The organism is Cellulosimicrobium composti (genome assembly GCF_009711085.1).
GTDB lineage: Bacteria > Actinomycetota > Actinomycetes > Actinomycetales > Cellulomonadaceae > Cellulosimicrobium > Cellulosimicrobium composti.
Genome location: NZ_WMKA01000015.1, coordinates 69,028 through 81,739 on the forward strand (window position 1 = coordinate 69,028; position 12,712 = coordinate 81,739).

At 73.7% G+C, this 12,712-nt stretch carries 10 protein-coding genes and 1 pseudogene; 7 read left to right on the forward strand and 4 right to left on the reverse strand.

Annotated features, from left to right (window positions below; all coding sequences use genetic code 11):
- The first annotated feature begins 307 nt into the window (after window positions 1–307).
- The 7 genes from pflB (at window position 308) to GJV82_RS08805 (ending at window position 7,567) form a co-directional block, all read left to right on the forward strand.
- Window positions 308–2,611, forward strand: a complete 2,304-nt coding sequence (gene pflB / locus GJV82_RS08775) for a formate C-acetyltransferase (RefSeq protein ID WP_155098937.1) — start codon at window positions 308–310, stop codon at window positions 2,609–2,611.
- A 22-nt stretch (window positions 2,612–2,633) separates the two neighbouring features.
- Complete coding sequence (pflA, locus tag GJV82_RS08780; RefSeq protein ID WP_155098938.1) at window positions 2,634–3,626, forward strand: pyruvate formate-lyase-activating protein; 993 nt, start codon at window positions 2,634–2,636, stop codon at window positions 3,624–3,626.
- Window positions 3,627–3,683: 57 nt separating this feature from the next.
- Window positions 3,684–3,854, forward strand: coding sequence for a hypothetical protein (locus GJV82_RS08785; RefSeq protein ID WP_155098939.1), 171 nt, complete (start codon window positions 3,684–3,686; stop codon window positions 3,852–3,854).
- Window positions 3,855–3,918: 64 nt separating this feature from the next.
- The gene (locus tag GJV82_RS08790) at window positions 3,919–4,122 is read left to right on the forward strand and encodes a ribbon-helix-helix protein, CopG family (RefSeq protein WP_141391113.1); all 204 of its coding nucleotides are present in this window, start codon (window positions 3,919–3,921) and stop codon (window positions 4,120–4,122) included.
- A gap of 1 nt (window position 4,123) precedes the next feature.
- The gene (locus tag GJV82_RS08795; protein ID WP_318657449.1) at window positions 4,124–4,513 is read left to right on the forward strand and encodes a type II toxin-antitoxin system death-on-curing family toxin; all 390 of its coding nucleotides are present in this window, start codon (window positions 4,124–4,126) and stop codon (window positions 4,511–4,513) included.
- Window positions 4,510–6,780, forward strand: a complete 2,271-nt coding sequence (locus tag GJV82_RS20720; RefSeq protein ID WP_318657450.1) for a DEAD/DEAH box helicase — start codon at window positions 4,510–4,512, stop codon at window positions 6,778–6,780. The genes GJV82_RS08795 and GJV82_RS20720 overlap by 4 nt, the downstream gene beginning before the upstream one ends.
- Before the next feature lie 31 nt (window positions 6,781–6,811).
- Window positions 6,812–7,567, forward strand: coding sequence for a PIG-L deacetylase family protein (locus tag GJV82_RS08805; RefSeq protein ID WP_024839540.1), 756 nt, complete (start codon window positions 6,812–6,814; stop codon window positions 7,565–7,567).
- 107 nt (window positions 7,568–7,674) lie between these two features.
- On the opposite strand, the gene GJV82_RS08810 is transcribed toward GJV82_RS08805, so the two are convergent.
- From GJV82_RS08810 to GJV82_RS19420, 4 genes and pseudogenes are all read right to left on the reverse strand, one after another.
- The gene (locus GJV82_RS08810) at window positions 7,675–9,840 is read right to left on the reverse strand and encodes a 3-hydroxyacyl-CoA dehydrogenase NAD-binding domain-containing protein (RefSeq protein ID WP_155098940.1); all 2,166 of its coding nucleotides are present in this window, start codon (window positions 9,838–9,840) and stop codon (window positions 7,675–7,677) included.
- Between the two features lie 2 nt (window positions 9,841–9,842).
- Window positions 9,843–11,165 carry a thiolase family protein gene (locus tag GJV82_RS08815; RefSeq protein ID WP_024839542.1) on the reverse strand — a complete coding sequence of 441 codons (1,323 nt, stop codon included), beginning with the start codon at window positions 11,163–11,165 and terminating at the stop codon, window positions 9,843–9,845.
- Window positions 11,166–11,357: 192 nt separating this feature from the next.
- Complete coding sequence (locus GJV82_RS08820; protein ID WP_318657451.1) at window positions 11,358–12,371, reverse strand: lipid II:glycine glycyltransferase FemX; 1,014 nt, start codon at window positions 12,369–12,371, stop codon at window positions 11,358–11,360.
- 51 nt (window positions 12,372–12,422) lie between these two features.
- A pseudogene (locus GJV82_RS19420) lies at window positions 12,423–12,712 on the reverse strand (ribonuclease D); the annotation flags it as partial.

Sequence of the window (12,712 nt, forward strand, 5' to 3'; positions counted from 1 at the left end):
CGACGTCCCGGGCGGGTGGTGCACGAGGCTCCTGGGCACTTGTGAAGGTCATCACAAGGGCCCCCGACTGGAGGTGACGAACCGCTCGGGAGGCGCAGCATCCCGCCGTTCCCGGCGGGTCCCGCCCGCCTCGGGACCTAGGTCCTCGGACGTCCCGGAACCGGTCCGCGGGTGGCCTCGCGAACCTAGCCTGGAGGTGGCGAAGGAGCCCGCCGGACCTCGACCGAGAGCCTCCACCCGGGGCCTCGCGGGACCGGCGGTTCCGGCCGGCGCGCGGACCCGCGCGTCAGGCACGAGGGAGGTCCAGATGACCAGCGTTTCCGAGGCACCCGGCACGACGAGCGGCGTCCGCGCGGAGGGTGCCCCGAGCACCGACTCCGCCCACGTCCCCGCGTGGGAGGGCTTCACCGACGGGCCGTGGCGCGACACGGTCGACGTGCGGGACTTCATCCAGCGCAACTACCGCCCGTACACGGGCGACGCGTCGTTCCTCGCCGGGCCCACGGAGCGCACGACCGGCATCTGGGCCGCGCTCTCGGCGATGTTCCCCGAGGAGCGCGAGCGGGGCGTCTACGACGTCGACCCGCACACGCCCGCGGGCATCACCGCGCACGCGCCGGGGTACATCGACAAGGCGCACGAGGTGATCGTGGGCCTGCAGACCGACGGCCCGCTCAAGCGCGCGATCATGCCGAACGGCGGGTGGCGCATGGTCGAGGGCGCGCTGGCGACCTACGGCTACGAGGTCGACGAGACCCTGAAGAAGGTCTTCACCGAGTACCGCAAGACGCACAACCAGGGCGTGTTCGACGTCTACCCGCCGAACGTGCGCGCCGCGCGCTCGTCGCACATCATCACCGGCCTGCCCGACGCCTACGGCCGCGGCCGGATCATCGGCGACTACCGCCGCGTCGCCCTGTACGGCGTGGACGCGCTGATCGCCGCGAAGAAGCTCGACAAGCTCGAGCTCGACACGCGCCCGTTCAGCGAGGCCGTCGTGCGCGAGCGCGAGGAGCACGCGGAGCAGATCCGCGCGCTCGGCGAGCTCAAGGACATGGCGGCCGAGTACGGCTACGACATCTCGGGCCCGGCGACGTCGGCCCGCGAGGCCGTGCAGTGGCTCTACTTCGCGTACCTCGCCGCGGTGAAGGAGCAGAACGGCGCCGCGATGTCGCTCGGCCGCACGTCGACGTTCCTCGACATCTTCATCGACCGCGACCTCGAGGCCGGCCGCCTCACGGAGTCCGAGGCGCAGGAGATCATCGACGACTTCGTCATCAAGCTGCGCATCGTGCGGTTCCTGCGCACGCCCGAGTACGACGCCCTGTTCTCCGGCGACCCGACGTGGGTCACCGAGACGATCGGCGGCATGGGCGAGGACGGGCGCCCGCTCGTCACGAAGAACTCGTTCCGGTTCCTCCAGACCCTCTACAACCTCGGCCCGGCCCCCGAGCCGAACATGACGGTCTTCTGGAGCCCCGACCTGCCGCAGGGGTTCAAGGACTACTGCGCGCAGGTCTCGATCGACACCTCGGCCGTGCAGTACGAGTCGGACGAGCTCATCCGCGCCCACTGGGGCGACGACGCGGCCATCGCGTGCTGCGTGTCGCCGATGCGGGTCGGCAAGCAGATGCAGTTCTTCGGGGCGCGCGTCAACCTCGCCAAGACGCTGCTCTACGCGATCAACGGCGGGCGCGACGAGATCACGGGCAAGCAGGTGTCGCCCGTGGCGGCGCCCGTCGAGGGCGACGTGCTCGACTTCGACGACGTCATGGCGAAGTTCGACGCGACGATGGACTGGCTGGCCGCGACGTACGTCGAGGCGCTCAACTGCATCCACTGGTCGCACGACAAGTACGCGTACGAGCGCATCGAGATGGCGCTGCACGACAAGGACGTGCTGCGGACCATGGCGTGCGGCATCGCGGGCCTGTCCGTCGCGGCGGACTCGCTGTCGGCGATCAAGCACGCGAAGGTCTCCGTCGTCCGCGACGAGCGCGGCCTCGTCGTCGACTACGTCACCGAGGGCGAGTACCCCACGTTCGGCAACGACGACGACCGGGCCGACGCGATCGCCGTCGACCTCGTCGAGCGGTTCATGGCCAAGGTGCGTCGTCACCCCACGTACCGCGACGCGGTGCCGACGCAGTCGGTCCTGACCATCACGTCGAACGTCGTGTACGGCAAGGCGACGGGCAACACGCCCGACGGCCGCCGCGCCGGCGAGCCGTTCGCCCCGGGAGCCAACCCCATGAACGGTCGCGACACGCACGGCATGCTCGCCTCGGCGCTGTCGGTGGCCAAGCTGCCGTACGACGAGGCGCAGGACGGCATCTCGCTGACCAACACGGTCGTGCCGAGCGGCCTCGGGCGCACCAAGAAGGAGCAGGTCACCAACCTCGCCGGCCTCCTGGACGCCTACATCGGGTCGCAGGGGTACCACATGAACGTCAACGTGCTGAACCGCGAGACGCTCCTGGACGCCATGGACCACCCGGAGAACTACCCGCAGCTGACGATCCGCGTGTCCGGGTACGCGGTGAACTTCGTCCGCCTCACGCGCGAGCAGCAGCTCGACGTGCTCTCGCGCACCTTCCACGGCGCGCTCTGACGCACGGGCGAGGAGACCAGCCATGACCGTCACCCTTCCCGGCCCCGCCGGTCGTACGGCGCGCGGGTGCGGCGTCGCCGGGGGCACCCTGCCCGACGACGCCACGCGCCTCGACGTCCCGGGTGCCCCGTCCTCCGCGGCCGGGCCCGCGGCGTCGGGCACGCCCGTAGGCCACGCGCGCCGGGCGGGCGCGGGCCTGGACGGGCTGACGGTCGCGGACGTGGACCGGGCCGACAAGCTCGCGGCGATGCGCGCGGGCGAGCTCGGCTCGGTCCACTCCTGGGAGCTCGTCACCGCCGTGGACGGGCCGGGGACCCGGCTCACGGTGTTCCTCAACGGGTGCCCGCTGCGGTGCCTGTACTGCCACAACCCCGACACGTTCGCCATGAAGGACGGTCGGCCCGTCACGGCGGACGAGCTCCTGGGGCGCGTCCGGCGCTACCTGCCCGTCTTCCGGGCCACGCACGGGGGGCTCACGCTCTCCGGCGGCGAGGTGCTCATGCAGCCCGCGTTCGCCGCGCGCGTCCTGCGCGGCGCGAAGGCGATGGGCGTGCACACCGCGCTCGACACGTCCGGCTTCCTCGGCGCCAACGCGACCGACGCGATGCTCGACGACACCGACCTCGTGCTGCTCGACGTGAAGTCCGGCGACCCGGACACCTACAGGAAGGTCACGAGCCGCGACCTCGAGCCCACCCTGCGGTTCGGGCGGCGGATCGCCGAGCGCGGGCTCACCGGCCACGCGCCCGAGGTGTGGGTGCGCTTCGTCCTCGTCCCCGGACTCACGGACGACCCGGACAACGTGGGGAAGGTCGCCGCGTACGCGGCGTCGCTCGACGCGATCCGGCCCGGCACGGTGACGCGCGTCGAGGTGCTGCCCTTCCACCAGATGGGCCGCGACAAGTGGGACGCGCTCGGGCGCACGTACGAGCTCGACGACACTCCCGCTCCGTCGGCCGGGCTCACCGAGCGCGTGCGCGACCAGTTCCGCGTCCACGGCCTGACGACGTACTGACCCGACCCGCCGACGAGCGCCCGCTCGCCGAGACGTGAGAAGTGGCCCCGGACCGCCGTGCTCCCGGGGCCGCTTCTCCCGTCTCGAAAGTACGAGGCGACGAAGCGCGTCGCCGCCGCGCGCCACGCGGACGCCGACGACGACTACACGCTCGATAAGACGGCGTTCCTCGACGCGGCGCAGTCCCGGATGGAGCGCTGGACTGCGGAGGTCGGCACGTCATCGTGAGAGTGCCGGAGCGTGCCCGCGGCCGGGAGCGATACTGTGGTGATACCACGTCGGGAGGTGCGGGATGAGCGGCAGCCAGATGGTCGTGCGGTTCACCGAGGACGAGAAGCGCGTCCTCGAAGCGGCCGCGGAGCGTGAGGGGCGCTCGCAGAACGAGATCGTCCGTGAGGCCGTACGACGGTACGGCGCGGAGCGCGACGCCCTCCGTGATCGACTGATCGCGGACGCGATCCGCGAGTACGGACCCGTGCTCGACAAGCTCGCCTGAGGTGGTCGCGTCGCGAGAGGTCGAGTACCTCGAGGTCGGGGACCTGCTCGCCGCGGCGCGCGCGCTGCTCCGGGCGGAGCCGGTCGTCCGCGACTGGGGTGCGCTCGACTCGGCCGTGCATCGTCCTCGCGCCTCGATGTTCGGTGAGGAGGCGTACCCGTCGCTCGACCTGAAGGCGGCCGCGCTGATGCTCTCCGTCGTCCAGAACCACGCGCTCGTCGACGGCAACAAGCGGCTCGGTCTCGTCGCCGTCGTCGTGTTCTACGGCATGAACGGGGTCGCGCTGCATGCTCCGCACGACGACGTGTACGAGCTGACGATGTCGATCGCCGACGGCTCGACGCACGACGTGACGTACGTCGCCGAGTCCCTCGCTCGCTGGCACGCGTGACCGCGCCGCGTGCGGCGCTGCCCGACGTCGCCACCGCTCGGGCGGTCGTCGCGGGGGCGGACGCCCTCGCCGCGCTGCTCGCGACCCTCTCCGCGGCGCCCGGGACGGCGCGCGAGCAGGTGCGCGCCGCGTTCGGCGACAGCCGCGAGGAGAAGGTCCTGGCGCGCCTCGACACCGTCGACGTCGCGACGCTGCGCGACGTGACGCGCGAGCGGCTGCGGCTCGGGGCGCTCGCGGACGCGGGCGTGCGCACGGTCGGGGAGGTCGCGCGGCTCGGGCGCGACGGACTCGAGAAGGTCCCCGGCATCGGGCCCCAGACGGCGACGCACCTGCTCGCCGCCGCCGAGCAGGTCGCGCGCGCCGTGCGCGAGAGCCTGCGCTTCCGCATCGACCTCACGCCGACGGACCCCGTGGCGACCGCGCTCGTCCAGGCGCTGCACACGCTCGACCAGGCCGACGCCGCCGTCGCGCGGTACGGCGACCAGGTGCGCGGCACCCTCGCCGAGCACGAGCGGGTGCGCGACGACGCGCTCGTGGCGGCCAGCGGTCCGCGCCGCCTGCTGGCGTGGGGCGAGCGCCGCCGTCGGGCGTTCGACGCCGTCACGACCCTCGCGGGTCTCGCCGAGCGGGCGCGCGCGACGGGGCTCGCCGAGGAGGCGCGGCGCGTCACCGCCCTGCTCGCCGAGCCCGCGCGCCCGTACGACGCCTGGGAGGACTTCCGGCGCCGGTCCGCCGCCTACTACGCGCTGCTCGACGGCGTCGCCCCCACGGGCCGCGACCTCGCCGCGGCCGAGGGGCACCTGCCCGCAGAACTCGTCGACCGCGTGCAGACGCAGGCGCTCGACGAGACCCTGCTGCGCGTGTCGCTGCGCGGCTACCAGGCGTTCGGGGCGCGCTTCGCGCTCGCGCAGCGCCGCGTCGTGCTCGGCGACGAGATGGGGCTCGGCAAGACCGTCCAGGCGATCGCCGTCCTCGCGCACCTCGTCGCGCGCGGGGCGACGCACGCGCTCGTCGTGTGCCCCGCGAGCGTGCTCGAGAACTGGGTGCGCGAGCTGCGCGCGCACGCCGACCTCGCCGTGCACGCGGTCCACGGCGAGGACCGCGACGCGGCGGCCCGCGCGTGGCACAGCCAGGGCGGTGTCGCCGTCGTGACGTTCGCCGGCCTGCGGCGCGCCGGCCACGAGACGTTCGCCGCCGCCGCACCCGCCGCGCTCGTCGTGGACGAGGCGCACTACGTGAAGAACCCGCTCGCGAAGCGGTCCGTGGCGGTCGCGGCGCTCGCGGCCACGACCGGGCACGTCGTCCTCCTCACGGGCACGCCCATGGAGAACCACGTGGCCGAGTTCCGCGCGCTCCTCGGCTACCTCCAGCCGGCGCTCGCCGCGCGCCTCGACCCGGCGCACGGCGCGGCCGGGCCGGAGACGTTCCGGCGCGCCGTCGCGCCCGCCTACCTGCGACGCAACGCCGAGGACGTGCTGGAGGAGCTGCCCGAGCTCGTGCAGGTCGACGAGTGGGAGCGGTTCGGCCCGGTCGACGGCGCCGCGTACCGCGAGGCGGTCGCCGCCGGGTCGTTCATGGCCATGCGCCGGGCCGCCTTCGCAGTCGAGCACGCGCAGGACTCGGCGAAGCTGCGCCGACTCGTGGAGATCGCGCGCGAGGCGACGGAGAACGGGCGCAAGGTCGTGGTGTTCTCGTTCTTCCGCGACGTGGTCGACGCGGCCGCCCGCGCGCTCGGCGACCTCGCCCTGCCACCCCTCACGGGGTCCGTGCCCGCCCGCACACGGCAGGCGGTCGTCGACGACTTCACCGCGGCCGAGGTCCCGCGCGTGCTCGTGAGCCAGATCGACGTCGGGGGCGTGGGGCTCAACCTCCAGGCGGCGTCCGTCGTGGTCCTGTGCGAGCCGCAGACCAAGCCCACGACGGAGGCGCAGGCCGTCGCGCGCGCCCACCGCATGGGACAGGTCGAGACCGTCCAGGTGCACCGGCTGCTCACGGCGGACAGCGTCGACGAGCACCTCCTGCGCCTCCTCGGCACCAAGGCGCGCCTGTTCGACGCGTACGCGCGGCGCAGCGCGCTCGCCGAGGAGCTCGCCGGGGCCGTCGACGTGTCCGAGGCGTCGCTCGCGCGCGCCGTGGTCGACGCCGAGCGCGCGCGCCTGTTCGTCGACCCGGCCGTGACGTCGGTCGAGGACGCCCCGGTCGAGGGCGCCCCGGTCGAGGACGCCCCGGTCGACGACGCGCCGCGGGACCCGTCCCGGCCGACGTGACGCGCCGTGCCCCACGGCATAGCGTGGCGTCATGACCTCGACCGATGCCCTGCCCCCGCTCACCCCGCTGGACGAGGACTGGTCCACGGCCCTCGCCGTCGTCGCCCACCCCGACGACATGGAGTTCGGCGCCGCCGCGGCGGTCGCGCGCTGGACCGGCCAGGGCAAGCGCGTCGTGTACTGCATGGTCACGAGCGGCGAGGCCGGCATCGACGGGATGGACCCCGACGAGACGCGGCGCGTGCGCGAGGCGGAGGAGATCGAGTCGGCACGGATCGTGGGCGTCGACGAGGTGGAGTTCCTCGGCCTGCCCGACGGCGTGCTCGAGTACGGGCTGCCCCTGCGGCGCGCGATCGCCGGGGCGGTCCGGCGGCACCGGCCCGACGTCGTCATCACCGGCAACTACCGCGAGACGTTCCCGGGCGGGATGCTCAACCAGGCGGACCACGTCGCGACCGGGCGCGCGGTCGTCGACGCGGTGCGGGACGCGGGCAACCGCTGGGTGTTCCGCGAGCAGGTCGAGTCCGACGCGCTGGAGCCGTGGGGCGGGGTGCGCCAGGTCTGGGTCGCGGCCTCGCCCGACGCCGCGCACGGCGTCGACGTGAGCGCGACGTTCGACGCCGGCGTCGCGTCCCTGCGCGCGCACGCCGCGTACCTCGACGGGCTCGGGTGGGAGGACTTCGACCCGGCCGCGTTCCTCGCGTCGATGAGCGCCCCGACGGGCGAGCGCATGGGCGTCACGCACGCCGTGGCGTTCGAGGTCCTGCGCATGGGCTGGGACGACTGACCCGCCCGCTCGACCGCCCACGGGGCCGAACATGCGGCTGTGGCCCGTCCCGAGCTCGGGACGGGCCACAACCACATGCTCGGCAGCCGGATCGCTGCCGGGTCTCGTCAGACGCGCGACGCCGCCGGGACGTTCGCGACGCCGTCCGGCAGGAAGCGCCGGCCCAGGACCTTCTCGCTGTACCCCGTGCGGTCGAGGTACGGCGTGATGCCGCCGAGGTGGAAGCCCCACCCCGCGCCGAGGATCATGCACAGGTCGATCTGCGAGGGGCTCGAGACCACGCCCTCGTCGAGCATGAGCCCGATCTCCGCCGTGAGCGCCGTGAGCACCGAGTCGAGCACGCCCGCCTCGTCGAGCTCACGCGGGCCGCCCGCCTCGGCCGTGCCGAACACCCGCTGGATCGCCGGGTCGACCGGCTTGGGCAGACCCTTCGGCGCGTCGAGCACGACGGGGATCTGCTCGTCGACGATGCGCTGGAGGCCGGGGGACTCCGGGAAGCGGTCGCCCAGGTCCTCGCGCAGCGACGTGAGGACGTGCAGGCCGACGGCCGGGCCGACGAGGTCGAACAGCGCGAACGGCGGCATCGGCAGGCCGAGCGGCGCGACCGCACGGTCCGCGACCTCGACGGGCGTGCCGTTCTCGACCGCCTCGACGATCTTGCCCATGAGCAGGATGAGCAGGCGGTTGACGACGAAGCCCGGCCGGTCGGCGACGAGCACGGCCGTCTTGCGGAGCTTCTTCGTCATGGCGAACGCCGTCGCGAGGGCGGCGTCGTCGGTCTTCGCCGCCTGGATGATCTCGACGAGCGGCATCTGCGCGACGGGGTTGAAGAAGTGCATCCCGACGACGCGCTCGGGGTGGCGCAGGTCCGCCGCCATCTCCGTGATCGACAGGGCCGACGTGTTGGTGAGCAGCACCGCCTCGGGGGAGACGATCTCCTCGAGCTCCGCGAAGACCTTCTTCTTGAGCGGCAGGATCTCGGTGACCGCCTCGATGACGACGTCGCAGCCCGCGAAGTCGCCGATCTCCGTCGTGCCGTGCACGGAGCCGAGGATGCGCGCGCCCGTGTCGGAGGACATGCGGCCCGTACCGACGAGCTTCTCGACCGTCGAGCGGACGTAGCCGAGGCCCTTGTCGACGCGCTCCTGGTCGAGGTCGCGCATGACGACCGGCACCTGGAGACGCTGGGCGAACAGCAGCGCGATCTGCGCGGCCATGAGACCCGCGCCGACGATCCCGACGCGGGTGACGGGGCGGGCGAGCTTGGCGTCGGGCGCGCCCTGGGGCCGCTTGCCCTTCGACACGAGCTGGAACGCGTAGACGCTCGCGCGCATCTCGTCGCTCATGATGAGGTCCGCGAGGGCCTCGTCCTCGGCGGCGAACGCCTCCTCGCGCGAGGCGGTGCGCGCGGCGGCGACGAGGTCGAGCGCGCGGTACGGGGCGGGGCGCGAGCCGGCGACCACGGCGTCGAGGCGCTGACGCGTCCCGGCGACGACGGCGTCCCACACGGGCTGCGGGTCGAGCTCGCGCCGCTCGACGACGATCTCGCCGCGCAGCACGGCCTCGGCCCAGCGCAGCGAGGACTCGAGGAAGTCGGGCGCCTCGAAGAGCGCGTCGACGAGCCCGATCTCGTACGCCTCCTTCGCCTTGAAGGGCTTGTTCGCGGCGGGCCGGGCGAGGATGACGTCCATCGCCTTCTCGACGCCGAGCAGGCGCGGCACGAGGTACGCGCCGCCCCAGCCGGGGACGAGCCCGAGGCCGACCTCGGGCAGCGCGAGCGCGCCGGCGTCGGACGCGACGGTGCGGTACGTGCAGTTCAGCGCGACCTCGAGGCCGCCGCCGAGCGCGACGCCGTTGACGAACGCGAACGTCGGCACGCCCATGTCCTGCAGCAGCGAGTACGCGGCGTGCCCGGCGCGGCCGAGCGCGAGCGCGTCGTCGCGCACCTGGACGGCCGCCGCCTGCGTGAGGTCCGCACCCGCGGCGAGGAAGTACGGCTTGCCCGTGATCGCGACGGCGACGATCTCGCCGTCCGCGGCGCGCCGCCGCAGCGTCTCCAGGGCCGCGTGCAGCTCCGCGAGGCCCGCCGGGCCGAGGGTCGTCGGCTTGGTGTGGTCGAGCCCGTTGTCGAGCGTGACGAGGGCGAGCGTGCCCGTGCCGCCGGGGAGGGCGACGTCGCGCACGAGCGAGTGCGTGACGCGCTCGCCGCGCGGGGCGGCGGTCGTCGCGTCCGGGGAGGCGGTGGGCGTCTGGGTGTCGGTCGGTGCGCTCATCGTCAGTTCTCCGCGGTCTCGAAGGTGTGGCCGGAGTAGTCGGCGTGGTGCGGGTTCTCCCAGATGACGGTGCCGCCCATGCCGAGCCCGACGCACATCGTGGTCAGGCCGTAGCGGACCTCGGGGTGCTGCTCGAACTGGCGCGCGAGCTGCGTCATGAGGCGCACGCCCGACGACGCGAGGGGGTGACCCATGGCGATGGCCCCGCCGTACTGGTTGACGCGCTCGTCGTCGTCCGCGATGCCGAAGTGGTCGAGGAACGCGAGCACCTGGACCGCGAACGCCTCGTTGATCTCGAACAGGCCGATGTCGTCGATCGTCAGGCCCGCCGACGCGAGCGCGCGCTCGGTCGCGGGGACCGGGCCGATGCCCATGACCTCCGGGTCGACGCCCGCGTACGCGTACGCGACGAGGCGCATGCGCGCGGGCAGACCGAGCTCGTCGGCGACGTCGCCCGCGGCGAGCAGGCACGCCGTCGCGCCGTCGGTGAGCGGCGACGCGTTGCCCGCAGTCACCTTGCCGCCGGGGCGGAACGGCGTCTTGAGGTCGCGGATCGCGTCGAGGGTCGTGCCGGGGCGGGGGAGCTCGTCCGCGGTGGCCAGGCCCCAGCCGAGCTCGGTCGACCGGGTCGCGATCGGCACGAGGTCGGGGGCGATGTCGCCGTTCGCGAGGGCCTTGGCGTACTTGGCCTGGCTCGCGACCGCGTACGCGTCGGCGCGCTCCTTGGTGAGGTGCGGGTACCGGTCGTGCAGGTTCTCGGCCGTCGCGCCCATGACGAGCGCGGATGAGTCCACGAGCTTCTCGGCGACGAACCGCGGGTTCGGGTCCGACCCCTCGCCCATGGGGTGGTGGCCCATGTGCTCGACGCCGCCCGCGACCACGACGTCCTGCGCGCCGACGGCGACGTTCGCCGCGGTCGTCGTCACGGCGGTCATCGCGCCCGCGCACATGCGGTCGATCGCGAAGCCCGGCACGGACTTGGGCAGGCCCGCGAGGACGGCGACGCTGCGGCCGAGGGTGAGGCCCTGGTCGCCGGTCTGTGTGGTCGCGGCGAGCGCGAGCTCGTCGATGCGCTCGGCGGGCAGCTCGGGCCGGCGGCGCAGGAGCTCGCGGATCGTCTTCACGGCGAGGTCGTCCGCGCGGGTCTCGGCGTAGATCCCGTCGGGGCGCGCCTTGCCGAACGGGCTGCGCACGCCCTCGACGAAGACGACGTCGCGGACCGGGCGGCGGCGCGCGGCCTGGGTGGGTGCCGGGGTGGGAGAGCCGGCGGGGGTGTCGACGGCGGTGCCTGTCGCGCCGGTGGGGGCCTCGTTGGCCACGGTCATGGCATCTCCATCCGATGCAGATGGTCGGGACGGCGGTGTCCGGAGCGGCACCGCTCGGGTCGTACGTGCGATACACGCTACCGCGAGTATCGGTAAAACACGAGACCGATGCTACGACATGAAGAGACCCGGTATCGCATCGTGCGATACCGGGTCTCTCGACGGGCGGTCGGGCCCGGGGGAACGGTGCGGTCAGCGGCTCCCGCGCAGCTTGCGCACGACCTTCTTCGCGGTCGGCAGACCCTTGTTCCACGCGGAGTACCACATCGAGAACGGCACGTCGACGCTGTGCACGAGCTCGTCGTCGTGCTGCGCGAAGCTGCGCTTGAACTCGCTGATCCCGTCGTTGAGCAGCCCGTTCATGTCGTAGCGCACGAGGCCGGCCTCCTGCGCGAGCGTGATCGCGTGCCACTTCACGGGCGCGTTGGCGCGCAGCTTGCGCCCCGCGTCGTTGATCCCGCCGTACAGCTCGAACGACGTCGTCGCCGACGACACGCACCACACGAAGGACACGGGCGCGCCCTCCGAGAACGCGGCGACGAGCACCGAGTGCTCCCCGAGCTCGCGGTGGATCGCGAGGTAGTACTCGTCGTCGTGCAGCGCGAAGCCCGCGCGCTCCGCGGTCTCGTGGTAGACGTCGAGCACCTGGCGCACCTCGGCCTCGTCCGTCACGCGGCGCACCTCGAGCCCCGTGCGCGCCGCCTTGCGGATGTCGTACCGCGTCGACTTGCCCATCGCCTTCGTCAGCTCGTCCTGCGACCTCGTGAGGTCGAGGATCAGCGTGACCGGGTAGAGGATCGGGTTCGCCGCGGGGCGCGCGTCGGGCAGCGCGAGGTGCGTCCCGACCGGCCAGTCCGGCTCGATCGTGATGCCCACGCCCCCGACGGCCGACTTGCACCACGCCACGACCGCTCGGGTCACCGCGTCGCGCGTCGCGTCGTCGCCCACGCCCGGGCCCGCGCCCCAACCGTCGCCCGCGGGGGCGATCACGGGGCCGCGCGGCACGTGGCACAGCGCCTTGAACTGCGCGGGCAGCGACCGCACGAGCACCTGCGCGAGCCCGCGGACGCGGCCGTCGGCGTCCACCGCCTCCACGCGGTGCGGGGTCCAGGCGCCCGTGGCCTTGACCTCGCCCCAGCCCCAGAGCTGCAGGGGGTGGCCGCCGAGGTCGTTCACCCGCGCGTCCCAGGAGGCGCGGTCGGTCACTGTCCGGATCGTCAGGTTCGCGTCGTGCACGCGGACGACCCTACCCCGCGCCTAGGCCGCCGCGGCGCGCTCGAACGCGTCCGCGAGCGGCTCCGCGACGAGGGACACCTGCCACTCGCGCGCGCCCCGGCCGCGCAGGAACGCGGCGATCCCGGCCGCGTCCGCCGGGTCGGGCGGCGTCCAGCACACGCGTCGCAGCGCGTCGGGCTGGAGCACGTTCTCGACGGGGAGCGCGTACCGCTCCGCGAGGCCCTGCACGACGGCGCGCGCGGCCTCGAGGCGGGCGGCCGCGCCGGGGTCGCGGTCCGGCCAGGCGCGCGGCGGCGGCGGCGCGTCGGTGC

Excerpts from the sequence above, each read along its gene's own strand:
- pflB (WP_155098937.1), top strand. The coding sequence starts at position 308 with ATGACCAGCGTTTCCGAGGCACCCGGCACGACGAGCGGCGTCCGCGCG.
- pflA (WP_155098938.1), top strand. The coding sequence starts at position 2,634 with ATGACCGTCACCCTTCCCGGCCCCGCCGGTCGTACGGCGCGCGGGTGC.
- GJV82_RS08790 (WP_141391113.1), top strand. The coding sequence starts at position 3,919 with ATGAGCGGCAGCCAGATGGTCGTGCGGTTCACCGAGGACGAGAAGCGC.
- GJV82_RS08805 (WP_024839540.1), top strand. The coding sequence starts at position 6,812 with ATGACCTCGACCGATGCCCTGCCCCCGCTCACCCCGCTGGACGAGGAC.
- GJV82_RS08810 (WP_155098940.1), bottom strand. The coding sequence starts at position 9,840 with ATGAGCGCACCGACCGACACCCAGACGCCCACCGCCTCCCCGGACGCG.
- GJV82_RS08815 (WP_024839542.1), bottom strand. The coding sequence starts at position 11,165 with ATGACCGTGGCCAACGAGGCCCCCACCGGCGCGACAGGCACCGCCGTC.